The 15893-nt window shown below is 30.9% G+C and carries 12 protein-coding genes and 2 tRNA genes; 7 read left to right on the top strand and 7 right to left on the bottom strand.

Annotated features, from left to right (window positions below; all coding sequences use genetic code 11):
• The 3 genes from N2251_RS05265 to N2251_RS05255 form a co-directional block, all read left to right on the top strand.
• Window positions 1-3645 (top strand): T9SS type B sorting domain-containing protein (locus N2251_RS05265; protein ID WP_260585670.1); only part of this gene is annotated, 3645 nt, incomplete at its 5' end.
• 10 nt (window positions 3646-3655) lie between these two features.
• On the top strand, window positions 3656-4591 hold the full coding sequence (locus N2251_RS05260) for a PorP/SprF family type IX secretion system membrane protein (RefSeq protein WP_260585669.1): 936 nt from the start codon (window positions 3656-3658) through the stop codon (window positions 4589-4591).
• Between the two features lie 11 nt (window positions 4592-4602).
• A complete protein-coding gene (locus N2251_RS05255; protein WP_260585668.1) occupies window positions 4603-6486 on the top strand; it encodes an OmpA family protein in 1884 nt (627 codons plus the stop codon).
• A 119-nt stretch (window positions 6487-6605) separates the two neighbouring features.
• Here N2251_RS05255 and N2251_RS05250 read toward each other — a convergent pair whose 3' ends face one another.
• Complete coding sequence (locus N2251_RS05250; protein WP_260585667.1) at window positions 6606-7412, bottom strand: helix-turn-helix domain-containing protein; 807 nt, start codon at window positions 7410-7412, stop codon at window positions 6606-6608.
• A 219-nt stretch (window positions 7413-7631) separates the two neighbouring features.
• Here N2251_RS05250 and N2251_RS14005 point away from each other — a divergent pair, with 219 nt between their 5' ends.
• On the top strand, window positions 7632-7766 hold the full coding sequence (locus N2251_RS14005) for a T9SS type A sorting domain-containing protein (RefSeq protein WP_376741000.1): 135 nt from the start codon (window positions 7632-7634) through the stop codon (window positions 7764-7766).
• A 70-nt stretch (window positions 7767-7836) separates the two neighbouring features.
• Here N2251_RS14005 and purL read toward each other — a convergent pair whose 3' ends face one another.
• The 4 genes from purL to N2251_RS05230 form a co-directional block, all read right to left on the bottom strand.
• The gene (purL, locus tag N2251_RS05245; RefSeq protein ID WP_260585666.1) at window positions 7837-11517 is read right to left on the bottom strand and encodes a phosphoribosylformylglycinamidine synthase; all 3681 of its coding nucleotides are present in this window, start codon (window positions 11515-11517) and stop codon (window positions 7837-7839) included.
• 97 nt (window positions 11518-11614) lie between these two features.
• Window positions 11615-12406 carry a carboxypeptidase-like regulatory domain-containing protein gene (locus tag N2251_RS05240; RefSeq protein WP_260585665.1) on the bottom strand — a complete coding sequence of 264 codons (792 nt, stop codon included), beginning with the start codon at window positions 12404-12406 and terminating at the stop codon, window positions 11615-11617.
• 124 nt (window positions 12407-12530) lie between these two features.
• Window positions 12531-12614: transfer RNA gene (locus N2251_RS05235), tRNA-Leu, on the bottom strand.
• 38 nt (window positions 12615-12652) lie between these two features.
• A tRNA-Lys gene (locus N2251_RS05230) sits at window positions 12653-12725 on the bottom strand.
• 108 nt (window positions 12726-12833) lie between these two features.
• Here N2251_RS05230 and N2251_RS05225 point away from each other — a divergent pair.
• Complete coding sequence (locus N2251_RS05225) at window positions 12834-13352, top strand: shikimate kinase (protein ID WP_260585664.1); 519 nt, start codon at window positions 12834-12836, stop codon at window positions 13350-13352.
• Here N2251_RS05225 and N2251_RS05220 read toward each other — a convergent pair.
• Window positions 13344-13847, bottom strand: coding sequence for a phosphoribosyltransferase domain-containing protein (locus tag N2251_RS05220; RefSeq protein WP_260585663.1), 504 nt, complete (start codon window positions 13845-13847; stop codon window positions 13344-13346). The genes N2251_RS05225 and N2251_RS05220 overlap by 9 nt on opposite strands.
• 25 nt (window positions 13848-13872) lie before the next feature.
• Window positions 13873-14262: an Hsp15 family ribosome-associated heat shock protein gene (locus N2251_RS05215; protein WP_260585662.1), complete on the bottom strand. Its 390-nt coding sequence runs from the start codon at window positions 14260-14262 to the stop codon at window positions 13873-13875.
• A gap of 79 nt (window positions 14263-14341) precedes the next feature.
• Here N2251_RS05215 and N2251_RS05210 point away from each other — a divergent pair, with 79 nt between their 5' ends.
• Window positions 14342-15220, top strand: coding sequence for an FKBP-type peptidyl-prolyl cis-trans isomerase (locus tag N2251_RS05210; RefSeq protein WP_260585661.1), 879 nt, complete (start codon window positions 14342-14344; stop codon window positions 15218-15220).
• Window positions 15221-15366: 146 nt separating this feature from the next.
• A partial coding sequence (locus N2251_RS05205; protein WP_260585660.1) for a transposase occupies window positions 15367-15893 on the top strand: 527 nt, incomplete at its 3' end.

The raw sequence follows: 15893 nt of genomic DNA, 5'->3' as shown, positions 1-15893 counted from the left end.
GTAATTGATAATATCAAACCAGAAATAACGTGTCCAACAGTAGCATCGAGTTATAATGTAGATGTGAACGAATGTGATTACACAGCAACTTTTGAAGCCACAGCGACAGATAATTGTACGACCATTTCAAGTTATGTATATAGTATTGATGGGAATGAGATTAGTTTTCCATATGATTTTCCAGTAGGAACAACAACAGTAAGTGTTGTRGCGATRGATAATAACAAYAACACATCAGAAGCATGTAKWTTCGAAGTAGTTGTRATTGATAATATCAAACCAGAAATAACGTGCCCAACAGTAGCATCGAGTTATAATGTAGATGTAAACGAATGTGATTACACAGCAACTTTTGAAGCCACAGCGACAGATAATTGTACGACCATTTCAAGTTATGTATATAGTATTGATGGGAATGAGATTAGTTTTCCATATGATTTTCCAGTAGGAACAACAACAGTAAGTGTTGTGGCGATGGATAATAACAATAACACATCAGAAGCATGTATATTCGAAGTAGTTGTAATTGATAATATCAAACCAGAAATAACGTGTCCAACAGTAGCATCGAGTTATAATGTAGATGTAAACGAATGTGATTACACAGCAACTTTTGAAGCCACAGCGACAGATAACTGTACGACCATTACAAGTTATGTATATAGTATTGAAGGGAATGAGATTAGTTTTCCATATGATTTCCCAGTAGGAACAACAACAGTAAGTGTTGTAGCGATGGATAATAACAACAACACATCAGAAGCATGTAGTTTCGAAGTAGTTGTAATTGATAATGCACCTCCGGTAATAGATGAAACCACTAAAGAAAATTTAGATATTGAATGTGGAGTAGGAAATACTGTATTGACATTAGAAGCATGGTTAACAAATAATGCTGGTGCTACCGCCACAGACAATTGTGGATTGGTAACATGGGATAATAACTACGGAGAAGATACCTCAGTTAAATGTGATGGTAATTATATTATTGTAAGTTTTACAGCAACTGATATTAATGGATTAAGTTCAACAATAACAGCAGGTTATTTAATTAAAGATGAAACTGGACCAACAATAACAAATCAACCAATAAATGAAACAGTTGAATGTGATGGAGCAGGTAATATTGATGCATTAAATGCGTGGTTAGATAATAATGGAGGGGCAACAGCAACTGATGACTGTAGTGTTGTAACATGGAGTAATGACTATACTGAGTTAATTTATAGCTGTAGTTTTATAGGGGAAGTAGAAGTGATTTTTACAGCTACAGATGCTTGTGGAAATGAAACAGCTACTGAAGCAAGGAAATTTATAATAAAAGATACTAAAAAACCAATTCTCGTTGGTACTTTACCAACAAACACTACGGTAAGCTGTGATACGATTCCAGAAGCAGTTATTTTAACGGCAACGGATAATTGTAGTGCTTCATCAGATTTAGAAGTAAATTATACAGAAGAAATTACAGGACAAGACGATGAATGTGCATCAGAATATACGATTACACGAACTTGGTCAGTATCAGATTGTGCAGGAAAYAATGAAAGTTATGTTCAGCAAATTACTGTAGAAGATACCGCAGCACCGGTTTTCGTTGAGAGTTTACCAATAAACATTACCGTAAGCTGTGATGCGATTCCAGAAGCAGTTATTTTAACGGCAACGGATAATTGTAGTGCTTCATCAGATTTAGAAGTAAATTATACAGAAGAAATTACAGGACAAGACGATGAATGTGCATCAGAATATACGATTACACGAACTTGGTCRGTATCAGATTGTGCAGGAAATAATGAAAGTTATGTTCAGCAAATTACTGTAGAAGATACCGCAGCACCGGTTTTCGTTGAGAGTTTACCAATAAACATTACCGTAAGCTGTGATGCGATTCCAGAAGCAGTTATTTTAACGGCAACGGATAATTGTAGTGCTTCATCAGATTTAGAAGTAAATTATACAGAAGAAATTACAGGACAAGACGATGAATGTGCATCAGAATATACGATTACACGAACTTGGTCGGTATCAGATTGTGCAGGAAATAATGAAAGTTATGTTCAGCAAATTACTGTGGAAGATACCGCAGCACCGGTTTTTGTAGGTACTTTACCAACAAACACTACCGTAAGCTGTGATGCGATTCCAGAAGCGGTTATTTTAACGGCAACGGATAATTGTAGTGCTTCATCAGATTTAGAAGTAAATTATATAGAAGAAATCACAGGACAAGATGATGAATGTGCATCAGAATATATGATTACACGAACTTGGTCGGTATCAGATTGTGCAGGAAACAATGAAAGTTATGTTCAGCAAATTACTGTGGAAGATAACGAGGCACCGGTTTTCGTAGGTACTTTACCAACAAACATTACCGTAAGCTGTGATGCGATTCCAGAAGCAGTTATTTTAACGGCAACGGATAATTGCAGTGCTTCATCAGATTTAGAAGTAAATTATACAGAAGAGATCACAGGACAAGATGACGAATGTGCATCAGAATATACAATTACACGAACTTGGTCGGTATCAGATTGTGCAGGAAATAATGAAAGCTATGTTCAGCAAATTACTGTGGAAGATAACGAGGCACCGGTTTTCGTTGGTACTTTACCAACAAACACTACCGTAAGCTGTGACGCGATACCAGAAGCGGTTATTTTAACGGCAACGGATAATTGCAGTATTTCATCAGATTTAGAAGTAAATTATACAGAAGAAATTACAGGACAAGACGACGAATGTGCTTCAGAATATATGATTACACGAACTTGGTCGGTATCAGATTGTGCAGGAAACAATGAAAGTTATGTTCAGCAAATTACTGTGGAAGATACCGCAGCACCTGAGTTAGTTTCAGAATTAGAAGATATTGTTATTGAATGTGACGCGATTCCTGAAATTCCAACTTTAGAGTTTACAGATAATTGCTCAACTACTGTAACACAAATAAATTTTGAAGAAGAAAATACTTTTGATGGAACAGATAATGATTATCAAATTATAAGAATATGGACAGTTAGTGATGATTGTGGAAATGTTGCTGATTTTACTCAAACTATAAATGTAACAATAAAAACAAACGTAACTGAAGTTGCTGATTCAAAATGTATTGATGATGGTGAGGTTGATTTAAATGATTATTTAACTGATAATACTGAAGATGATGGTGTGTGGGAAGTTACTACAGGAAATGTATCCTTATCAACAGATGCCACATTCGATCCATCAAATATTGCCTTAGGTGATTATGTATTTACATATACTGTTTCTAGCCAAGGTTGTTTATCAGCAATAAAAGTAACGATAAACATTAACGATGATTGTATCGTTTTACCTTGTGGTTTAGAAGATGTTAAAATATCAAAAGCAGTAACACCAAACGGAGATTCATGGAACGAGTTTTTTGAAGTAACAGGAGTTGAATCTTGTGGATTTATAACAAATGTAAAAATATTTAACCGTTGGGGAGCCAGAGTTTTCAAGTCGAATAACTATGCTAATAATTGGAGTGGTATTTCAGATGGATCAACATTTGGAGGCGCAAAAAGATTACCAGCAGGAACTTACTATTACATTGTAATATTAGAAAATAGTGGTTTAAAACCATTTACAGGAGCAATTTATTTAGGAACCAAATAATATATAAGCTATGAAACATAATTACAAACTGTATACAATTATTGTATTGTTTTTTATCTCGGTATTTAATGTTGAAGGACAACAATTACCTCAGTTTACTCAATATATGTATAATACAATTTCAGTAAACCCAGCGTATGCAGGAAGCAGACAAGTACTAAGTATGGTTGGAATACATAGAAGTCAATGGGCAGGTTTTGGAAAAGGTCCCGAAACACAAACATTATCCATTCATACGCCACTTAGAAATGATAAAATAGGGGTAGGACTATCGTTTATAAATGATCAGCTAGGATATGAAAAATTTACTTATTTATATGGAGATTTTTCTTATACAATTCAACTTAATGATGAAATAAAATTAGCTTTTGGATTAAAGGCAGGTTTTACGCAATATAACTTAGACGATGAATTATTAGCAGCTGAAGGTTCTGATCCCGGAATTAGCGGAATTAAAAACAGATGGGAACCAAACATAGGTGCCGGAATGTTTTTACATACTGATAAATGGTACGTAGGGTTATCAGCACCAAGATTATTAAATATTGATCATAACGACTTATCCATAGGAGGAGTTGATTATGGTGTTATTGATAAAGTAAGTTACTATTTAACAGGAGGATATGTTTTTGATTTAAGTGATACGGTAAAATTTAAACCCGCAACTTTAATTAAAGGTACAAATGGAGCGCCTTTATCGTATGATATTACAGCAAATTTTCTTTTTAATGAAAAATTTTGGGTTGGTGGATCTTATAGAGTTAATGAATATACATCAGCTTTAGGAGCTTTGGTAGATTTTCAAGTTTCTAAACAGTTTCGTATCGGGTATGCTTATGAATATCCTTTATCGGATATTAATCAATTTTCTAGTGGAACCCATGAAATTTTATTAATGTATGAATTGATTAAAGCAAATAGAGTAAAATCTCCTAGATACTTTTAAAAACTATAGATATGAAGACAAAAATTACATTTTTAATATTAGTTTTTTCATTTTTTTACTCTTTCTCACAGAAAAGAGTTGCCGACAAATTCTTTAAAAAATATGCTTATGTAAAAGCAGCTGAATTTTATGAAACAGCAGTAAAAAAAGGAGATAGTACTACGTACACTTTAACACGACTGGCAGATTGTTATTATAATAATTCTAATTCAGATAAAGCAATTAAATGGTATAGTTTAGCAGCCAAAAGCAGTGAAGGTTTAAGTAACGAAAGCATTTATAAATATGCCCAATCTTTACGAAGTTCAGAAGAATATGAAAAAGCAGATGAATGGTTAAGCAAGTTACCAACTAATAAAAACAGGGCAATAAATGTTGATTATGAAAAATTAAAAACATTAAATAAAGACTCTATAAAAATAACAAATTTAAAAATTAATACTAAAAACTCTGATTTTGGACCTTATGTACATAATCAAAAATTTGTATTCGCTTCGGCGAAAAATAAAAAAGGGAAAATTTATGAATGGAACAACGAACCTTATCTAGATTTATATGAAGCAACAATTATAGATTATGGAGAGTCTAAAGAAATTGAAAACGTTATTCCACTAAGTTCATCAAAAATAAATACTAGTTTTCATGAATCAAGTATCGCAATTACTAATGATGGAAAAACAATGTACTTTACTCGAAATAATTTAAATAAAAGAGAAAAGTTAGATTACGATAGGGAGGGAACTTCTCATTTAAAAATATTTAAGGCAACTTTAGTTAATAATGAATGGAGCAATATTAAAGAACTTCCATTTAATGATGAGATTTATTCAAATGGTCATCCGGCTTTAAGTCCAGATAATAAAACATTATATTTTACATCTAATAGACCTGATGGTTATGGTTTAACTGATATTTATAAAGTAGCAATTCTATCCAATGAATCTTATGGAGAACCTGTAAATATGGGAGAGAAAATTAATTCAGAAGGAAGGGAAATGTTTCCGTTTGTGTCAAAAGATTATACATTTTATTTTTCATCAGACGGACATGAAAATTTAGGATTATTAGATATTTTTAAATCAGATTTATTAAAAAATAACTCATCAGAAGTAATAAATATGGGGGCTCCTTTTAATAGCGGTTATGATGACTTTTCTTTTTTTATGAATAAAGATACAAAAACAGGTTATTTTTCTTCAAATAGACCAGGAGGTAAAGGACATGATGATATTTATAGTTTTGAGGCTTATAAATGTAAACAATTTATAAAAGGTAAAACTTTTGATGCAAAAACCAATCAAATTTTAGTAACTACCTTAGTAGAGTTAATAAATGAAGAAGGAAAAGTTATAGAAACTAGTATTACCGAAACAGATGGAACGTATATTTTTGAAGTTGAATGTGATAAAAAGTATACGGTAAGAGGTTCTAAAAAAGATTATAAGGATGATTTTAAAGAAATAGAAACCACTAGTGTTAGAAAAAAGGAAATTGAACAAGATTTATATTTAACACCGTTAATTATTGATAATGAAATAGTAATTAGCCCAATATTTTTTGATTTTGATAAATCTAATATAAGAACAGATGCTGCATTTGAATTAGAAAACATTGTTAGTGTGCTTAGAAATCACCCTAAAATGGAAATTAAAATTGAAGCCCATACAGATAGTAGAGGTGTAGATGCTTACAATGAAATTTTATCAGATAAGAGAGCGAAATCAACAAGAGATTATATTTTATCTAGAAATATTGATGCCTCAAGAATACAAAGTGCTATTGGTTTTGGAGAAAAGCAATTAGTTAATAAATGTACAAACGATATTCCTTGTACAGAAAAAGAACATCAAGAAAACAGACGATCAAAATTTATTATACTAAATGATTATAAATAAAAAAAGAGCGTGGAATTAACCTCGCTCTTTAATTTCTTCATACTATACTTCCCCCAAAGTCTAGCATAAAGCCAAGTTATAAATATTTTATAACTTAAAATTGTAAATAATCGTAATTTTTATTTATTCAAATATTCTTCTAAAAGAGGATAATCTTCTTTGAAGAATTTTTTAGGTGTTTGATTCATGAAAAATTTAAAGTCTTTAATGAAATGAGATTTATCATAATAATTAAACATATAAATAAGGTCTGTTAAGCTAATTTTTTTTGATTGATATTTTTGCATTAAATTCATAAAACGATATTGTCTTATAAATTTACCTGGAGTTAAACCTATAATTTTTTTAAATTTAATTTCTAATGATTTCTGACTAAAAGGTAAAGTATTCAGTAAATCAGTTACTTGTATTAAACCGTCTTTTTTAAATATTAAATCAATAGCTTTATCTATTTCCGTAACATCGTCATTGATTGTTATTTTTAAGGTATCAAAGAAATTTATTGTTTTTTCTTGAAAAACAGGTAGGTCATTTTTATATTTCAAAAAGATAGCTTCTAATTCATTTGCTATTTCTGAATTAATGTTTTTCATTAAAAAATGCTCATTGGTTAATAAAGATATATCAATATTAAAAATTTTATATAAAGATGTTGGATGTAAAACAATGCCAATATTATGAGCTTTATCATTTGAAAAAAAATTATAAGTACCATAGTATTGAGCAGTAATTACAAGACCTCTAATAGGTGTTTTTTTGTTTTTAAATGTTATTTCTTGCGTTTTGCTAAGAATATTTGTGAATGCAGGAAAACCAAGAGGAAGAATAATAGATTCAAAAGGTAAAATATTTTCTGAAAGTTTCAAACTATATAGATGTGCTATTAAACCTCTATGATCTTTTTTATCGATAAAATTATAATCCATTTTCTTAGTTTAATTAATTTAATTGGAGATATCTTAGTTCTCTTTTTTGGAGGAAAGGTAAATTTTTAATTTAATATTTTTTTTCTAAAAGCTCTTTAATCAAGTTTTTTTCAAATATTATAGATGTTCCTGAGCATGATATTATATCTTAACCCAACAACAAATGGTTTTTATATAAAAGGGGGTGGTAAATACAAGAGTCTTTAATATTTATGATGTATTAGGAAGAATAATATTAGAAAACCAAAAAGTAAATACGAATCAATTAATGTAAGTAGGCTGTTTGTAGGTGTTTATTTTGTGAAATTTAATGTAAATAACGGTTCAAATATTAAAAAATTAGTAATTAAGTAACTATTATTTTTAATAAAAAAACCTCGTTTTAAATATTTAAAACGAGGCTTTTTTTATTACACATTCTTAACTATTTATTCTCAATCCAAAGTTTAGCATTAACAAAAGCTTCTAACCAAGGTGAAACTTCATCTTTTCTATTTGATGGATAATTAGCCCAATTCCACTGAAAAGTAGAACGCTCAATATGTGGCATAGTAACTAAATGTCTTCCTGATTTATCAGATAACATTGCTGTGTTAAAATCAGAACCATTTGGGTTATTAGGATATCCTTCATAACCATATTTGGCTACAATATTGTAATTTTCTTCAGATTCTGGTAAGTTGAACTTTCCTTCTCCATGAGAAATCCAAACACCCAATTCTGTTCCTGCTAAAGAAGATAGCATAACCGAATTGTTTTCTTGAATTTTAACCGATGTAAAAGAACTTTCGTGCTTTTTAGAATCGTTATGTACTAATTTACCGTGTACTTTATGATCTGGATTTATTAAATCTAATTCCATCCATAATTGTGCTCCATTACAGATTCCAACAGAAAGTGTGTCGTCTCTTTTAAAGAAATTCTTTAAAGCAGTATTTGCCTTTTCGTTGTATTTAAAAGCACCAGCCCAACCTTTAGCAGAACCTAAAACATCCGAATTAGAAAAACCACCAACGGCTCCAATAAACTGAATATCTTCTAAAGTTTCACGACCAGAAATTAAATCGGTCATATGCACATCTTTTACATCAAAACCAGCTAAATACATGGCGTTTGCCATTTCGCGCTCAGAATTAGATCCTTTTTCACGAATAATGGCTGCTTTTGGTTTTTTAACTCCGCTAGAAGTAACAGGTAGTTTACCTGTAAAATGAGTAGGGAAGGTGTATTGTAAAGGTTGCTTTTTGTAGTTATCAAAACGGTTTTTCGCTAAACCATTTGCAGTTTGTCTTTTATCTAATAAATAAGATGTTTTATACCAAACATCTCTCATTTCAGTAACATCAAAAGAGAAGTTGTCTTCGTTGTTTTTAATAGTTACTTTTCCTGAATTATTAGCTGTACCAATAGTAAAAAACTCAATATTATTTTCTGATAAAATAGGTTCTACTGAAGCATCAGCTTGAAAAACAATTCCGTTATTTTCAGAGAATAATACTTTAATAGAGTCTTCTTCATTTAAGGCAGAAATATTAAAATCGGCTCCTAAATTAACATCAGCAAAACACATTTCTAATAAAGTAGTAATCAATCCACCGGAAGCAACATCGTGCCCAGCAGAAATTTTATCAGCTTTAATTAAATCTTGAATCGTATTAAACGTATTTTTTACAAAAGCTGAATTTTTTACATCCGGAGCTTCATTACCAATGGTATTTAAAACTTGGTTGAAAGAACTTCCTCCTAATTTAAATTCATCTTGAGAAATATTGATATAATAAATATTTCCGCCATCAACTTTTAAAAGAGGCTCTACAACTTTAGTGATTTCATTACAGTTACCGGCAGCAGAAATAATAACAGTTCCAGGAGAAATTACTTCTCCGTCTTTATATTTTTGTTTCATTGATAAAGAATCTTTCCCTGTTGGAACATTGATTCCTAAATCAATAGAAAACTCTGAAATAGCTTTAACGGCTTTATATAAACGTGCATCTTCACCTTCGTTTTTACAAGGCCACATCCAATTTGCTGATAAAGAAACCGAAGCTAAATTATCTTTTAAAGGTGCCCAAATAAGGTTGGTTAAAGATTCGGTAATAGAGTTTCTACTTCCTGCTTCTGGGTGAATTAAACCCGAAATAGGCGAGTGGCCAATAGAAGTTGCAACGCCTTCTTTTCCTTTATAATCTAGTGCCATAACACCTACATTATTTAACGGAATTTGTAGCGGGCCAACACATTGTTGTTTGGCAACTTTACCACCAACACAACGGTCTACTTTGTTGGTTAGCCAATCTTTACAAGCTACGGCCTCAAGCTGTAAAACTTGTTCTAAATAGATTTGTAAATTTTTAGTTTTATATCTTGAATTCTTGTAATTTCTTACAATTGTTTTATCGGTTAAAACAGTTTTAGGAGAAGAACCAAACATATCTTCTAAAGCTAAATCCATTGGTTTATCACCTTTAGATTTAGATTCAAAAGTAAAACGATCGTTTCCTGTAACATCACCAACGGTGTACATAGGAGAACGCTCACGCTCAGCAATTTTTTGTAATGTATCAATGTGTTTTTCAGGAATTACTAATCCCATACGCTCTTGAGATTCGTTTCCGATAATCTCTTTAGCAGATAAAGTTGGATCTCCGACAGGTAATTTATCTAAATCTATTTTTCCACCAGTATCTTCAACTAATTCTGATAAGCAGTTTAAATGCCCACCTGCACCATGATCATGAATAGAAACAATAAAGTTTTCATCACTTTCAACCATGCCACGAACTGCGTTTGCTGCACGTTTTTGCATTTCTGGATTAGAACGTTGTACTGCGTTTAATTCGATTCCTGAAGCAAATTCACCAGTATCAGCCGATGAAACCGCAGCGCCGCCCATACCGATTCTGTAATTTTCACCACCAAGAATAACAATTTTGTCGCCTTCTTGTGGCGTATCTTTTATTGCTTGATCAGCTTTACCATAACCAATACCACCAGCCTGCATAATCACTTTATCAAAACCTAATTTTCTTGGTTTTGCATCACTAGAAGCAGCATTTTCTTCATGCTCGAAAGTTAATACAGAACCTGTAATTAATGGTTGCCCGAATTTATTTCCAAAATCAGATGCTCCATTAGAAGCTTTTATTAAAATATCCATCGGAGTTTGGTACAACCAATCTCTAGCTTCAAATTTATTTTCCCAATATCTGTTTTCTTCCAGCCTAGAATAAGAAGTCATATAAACCGCAGTACCCGCTAAAGGTAAAGAACCTTTTCCACCAGCAAGTCTATCACGAATTTCTCCCCCAGAACCTGTTGCAGCACCGTTAAAAGGCTCAACCGTTGTAGGGAAATTATGTGTTTCTGCTTTTATTGAAATTACAGATTCATATTCTTTTGTTTCGTAAAAATCTGGTTTGTCTGCTGTTTTCGGAGCAAATTGTTCCACTTTAGGGCCTTTTACAAAAGCAACATTATCTTTATATGCCGAAACAATATCGTTAGGAAATTGTTTTGATGTTTCTTTAATTAATTTGAATAAAGAAGTAGGCATTTCTTCGTCATCTATAACAAAAGTTCCGTTAAAAATTTTATGACGACAGTGTTCTGAGTTTACTTGAGAGAATCCAAAAACTTCAGAATCGGTTAATTTTCTACCTATTTTAGTAGCAACACTTTCTAAATATTCAACTTCTTCATTGCTTAAAGCTAAACCTTCTTGTTGATTATAAGCCGCAATGTCTTCAATATTTAAAATAGGTTCTGGCTGAATATCAATCGTAAAAATATCTTGATTTAAACCGTTATATTTTTGAGAAATCATTGGGTCGAAATCTGAAAAATCTTCTAAAACTACTTCAAATTCTTCTATTCTGATGATATCAGAAATACCCATGTTTTGTGTTATTTCTACAGCATTGGTACTCCATGGTGTAATCATAGCAGCACGTGGACCAACAAAAAAGACGTCGAGAGACGTCGTGTTTATTTTAGATTGGTTGCCAAATAACCAGGTAAGTTTTGAAATAGTTTCTGTAGATAATTCTTTTGTTGTTTGAACAGTAAATACTTTACTGTTTACGTTTCCGAAGAAATGAATCATTATGTTGCTGTGTTTGTGTGTTGTTTAAAGCTGTAAATTTACTTATTTTGGATGAAATAAAAGCATAAAAAAAGCAGCAATTTCTTGCTGCTTTTTTTTAGTTTCTCTTTGTAGGAATCCTGTCCAATTCAATTTTACCTTTCTTTCGAGTTTTGTAATTTTCATAACAGTTTAATACTGCTTCAATAATTTGAAGATCACTTGCTTTTTTGATGAAATATTCTGAATAATTACAGTCCGTTAATAATTTATTTAATTCTTGTCTATCCATTTCTAGATATTCCATCATCACTTCTCTATCAAATTTACCTGCTAGCATTTTACGTAAATCATCTTCCTTTTTTAACTTTTTAAGTTTTTTAAGCTGTTTAGGTTTGTTTCCGAAGAGGTTATAAACTAAATCAACAGGGTTTAACAATTTAGCTATCGGTGATGATATTTTTTGAGGTTTTCCAACTTCATAAGTTTGTGGTAATCCGTTAATATGAATTCTGGTAAAACGATCTTTTGGTACTTGTTTAACATCTACTTCTAAAACACCTATCAATTTTGTCGATTTAATAATAATTTCTTTAACATCTTCTGGTTTTTCTTTTAATGATATTATAACTTCATTTCCTTTTAAAAGATCATTTGTTACTTTTAATTTGATAGAAGAAAATCCTAAAAAAGAAACTAAAACAGTGTCATTAGCCTTAGACGTTAATTCAAAAACTCCTTTTTCGTTGGTAATAGTACCTGTAACTGCATTTAAATTTAATATATGTGCGGCACTTAAAGGTTTTTTAGTATCGGCATCAATAACTTGCCCTTTTAATTTTTGACTTTGAGAGTAACCAATACTTGATACAAGTAAAAGTAAGATAAGAGATAAATATATTTTTTGCATGCTGTAAAAATAGGAATTATTGAGTTGGAATTAGTTAATAAATTGTGAAATGAATAAAAAGAAAGAAATAGGTTAAAAAAAGAAAAACTATAAATATTTTTAAAATATTTATAGTTTTTATGAGTGCACGTAACAAGAGTCGAACTTGCACGTTCTTACGAACACAAGCCCCTCAAGCCTGCGCGTCTACCAATTCCGCCATACGTGCGTAAACTAAAAAAGTTAAGCAAATGCTTAACTTTTTTGTGACCGGGCTGGGGCTCGAACCCAGGACCCTCTCCTTAAAAGGGAGATGCTCTACCAACTGAGCTACCAGGTCATTAACTTCCTTCCGAAAGCGGTTGCAAATATACAACTGTTCTTTAAATCTAAAAAACTTTTTTATGATATTTTTTACTGATATTTGTAACAGCTTAATTATTAGTTTATGAAAATAGTATTGGTAGGGTATATGGCGTGTGGTAAATCTACAATTGGTAGGTTGTTGGCTGAAAAAAAGAAGTTTTCTTTTATAGATTTGGATAATTATATAGAAGAAAAAGAGAAAATGTCAGTGTCAGAAATTTTCGAAAAAAAAGGTGAAATTTACTTTAGAAAGCAAGAGCATTTATATTTAAAAGAGATTCTAACCTTAAAAAATGATGTTATTTTAGCACTAGGCGGTGGTACGCCTTGTTATGCAGGTAATATGGATTTACTGATAGAGTCGAAAGATAGTACAACTATTTATTTAAAAACAAGTATTGCAACCATTGCTAAACGATTAACGAGTGAGAAAAATCAAAGACCTTTAGTAGCAAGACTAAAAAACGAAGAGTTAACAGAATTTATAGCGAAACATTTATTTGAAAGAAGCTTTTTTTATAATCAGTCAAATTACAAAGTAACTGTAGATGATAAAAAAACGGATATGATTGTTACAGAATTAAATACTTTATTAAGTTAAATAAACAAGAGTTTTGTCATTTTTAAATTCAACAACAACATGTTCTTTTATAGAGGTTGAAAGAGAAATACCTTTAAAATCGGCTTTTACGGGATATTTTTTATGATTTCTATTCACCAATACAGCCGTTTTAAACCGTTTTAAAGGAACATCTAAAAAATGTTTCACAGCATATATTAATGTAGTACCTGAATTTAAAACATCATCAACTAAAACTAATGATTTATTTTTATATTCATTAACTGTTAAAGAAGTTGTAATTGCGTTGATTGGATTTTTTTTGTCAATATAAACTTTACACAATTCAACTTTTAAAGGAGAAATATTCGATAAGACTTCATGTACTTTTTCAGCGAATAAATAGCCATTTTCAGCAATGCCTGCAATTATAATTTCTTCTTCATTACTATTGCTTTCGTAAATTTGAAAAGCAATGCGACGAATTTTTTGCTCTACTTGTAAATTGTCTAGTATAATATTATCGGCTATTGTCATCGGTTTATTTTAAATGCTAAAGATATTACAAATTACTATTATTTTCTTCAGAATCTACATTATAATCATCAATATCTCTACGATCTTTTTTGGTAGGTCTTCCAGCTCCTTTTTTACGATAATAATCCTTAGAATATTTTAATAAAGCTGTTTTATCAAACTCCTCTTTAGGAGTTAAATCTTTTCTATATAAATCAACCAATTTTGCGCCAACTCGACTTGACGGTATATCTAAAACCTTTATTTTGTAGTTTATTTGATTTTTACGGATGGTTATTTCCTCGTTTCCAAATATTTCTTTTGAAGGTTTTAAGTTATTACCATTAATTTTAACATGCCCTTTTTTACAAGTATCTGTAGAGATACTACGTGTTTTAAAAAAGCGAATACACCACAAATATTTGTCAATTCTCATATAAAAAGTTAAAATTTATCTTTTAGTTTTTTACAAAGGTATAAAAATGGTAAATTGCGCGTTAAAAAATCAATATTAAATGATAAAATTTAAACATTTTTTTTACATAGCACTTTTAAGTGTTTTACTATATTCTTGTGATAGTGATAATAACACTGTTGTAAATTTTGATCATGAAGCGCAAGAAATTATAGATAATGATTCAATAGTTAAGTTTTTAATGAATAATTATTATGATGATGCAGTTTCAAAGGAAGTAAAGCCAATGGTTGCAGGAGAAACATCATTATATGATGACCCAAAACTTATCACAAAAGAAGTTAAAGAAGCAGACATTGATTATAAACTGTACTATTATTTGATTAATGAAGGAACACCTGCAGGATCAACACCTACTGGTAACCCTACAGTTATGGATTCTGTATATTCTAAATATAGAGGACAAAGGATTCTTGAAGAAAAAAAATTAAGTGATGAGTTTGATCGTGGCACAACATGGTTTTCTTTAAATAGAGTAATAAAAGGTTGGACTCATGCTTTCGTACATTTTAAAGGAGGTGAAAATACGACTCCAAATGGAGGACGTATTGAATATACTGGTGGCGGTAAAGGTATTTTATTCATTCCTTCAGGTTTAGCGTATAGAGAAACAGGTACAACAGGTATTCCTCAAAATTCTAATTTGATATTTTATATTGAATTATGGGATTTTGTAGAAGATACAGATGATGATCAAGATGGTGTACCTTCCTTTTTTGAAGGTTTAGATAGCAATGGCGATCTTATAAATGATGATATTGATGAAGATAGAGTCGTAAATTATCTTGATACAGATGATGATGGTGATGGTGTTTTAACTAAAGATGAAGATGCAGATGGAGATGGTGATCCTAGAAATGACTTTAGCGATACTAATAAGCCTACAGTGCCAGATTATTTAAATAGAGATGTTAATTAGGAGTATTCTAACTTTTCTATAAAAAAATCCCGAAGCTTGTAGGAGGGCACTGAAAAAGTCCTCAAGACTAAATTAAAAGGAGTAGAAAGTAAAAACTTTTTACTCCTTTTTTCGTATCTTAAAAAAGTAAAATAATGCTTTTATAGATGCTGGTTCAACAACAAGAAATTCAATTTAGTCAATACAGTTCTTTGTATGATTTAATTGTTCCTAAAGATAATTTATTAAGAAAAATTAATGATTTAATAGACTTTTCTTTCATCTATGAAGAGTTGGTAACCAAGTATAGCCTGAATAATGGCCGCACAGCAGAATGTCCCATTCGAATGTTTAAATACTTGTTGCTAAAAGTTATTTATACGATTTCAGATGTTGATGTTGTAGAACGTTCACAGTTTGACATGTCCTTCAAATATTTTTTAGGAATGCTTCCAGAAGATGCTGTTATTAACCCGAGTTCGCTAACTAAATTTAGAAAACTTCGGTTAAAAGATACTGATTTGCTCAATTTATTGATTACAAAAACAGTGTCAATTGCTATTGAAAAAGAGATCATTCGTTCTCGCTCGATTATCGTTGATGCTACACATACCTTATCAAAATCAAATCCATTTACAGCCATAGACATACTTCGAGAAAGGTCAAAACTACTCAGAAAAACTGTTTATAGGTA

Origin of the sequence: Tenacibaculum haliotis (assembly GCF_025215075.1) — a bacterium.
Lineage (GTDB): Bacteria > Bacteroidota > Bacteroidia > Flavobacteriales > Flavobacteriaceae > Polaribacter > Polaribacter haliotis_B.
Note: the sequence above shows the minus strand (reverse complement) of the source record. Positions and strands in the feature narration are given on the sequence as shown.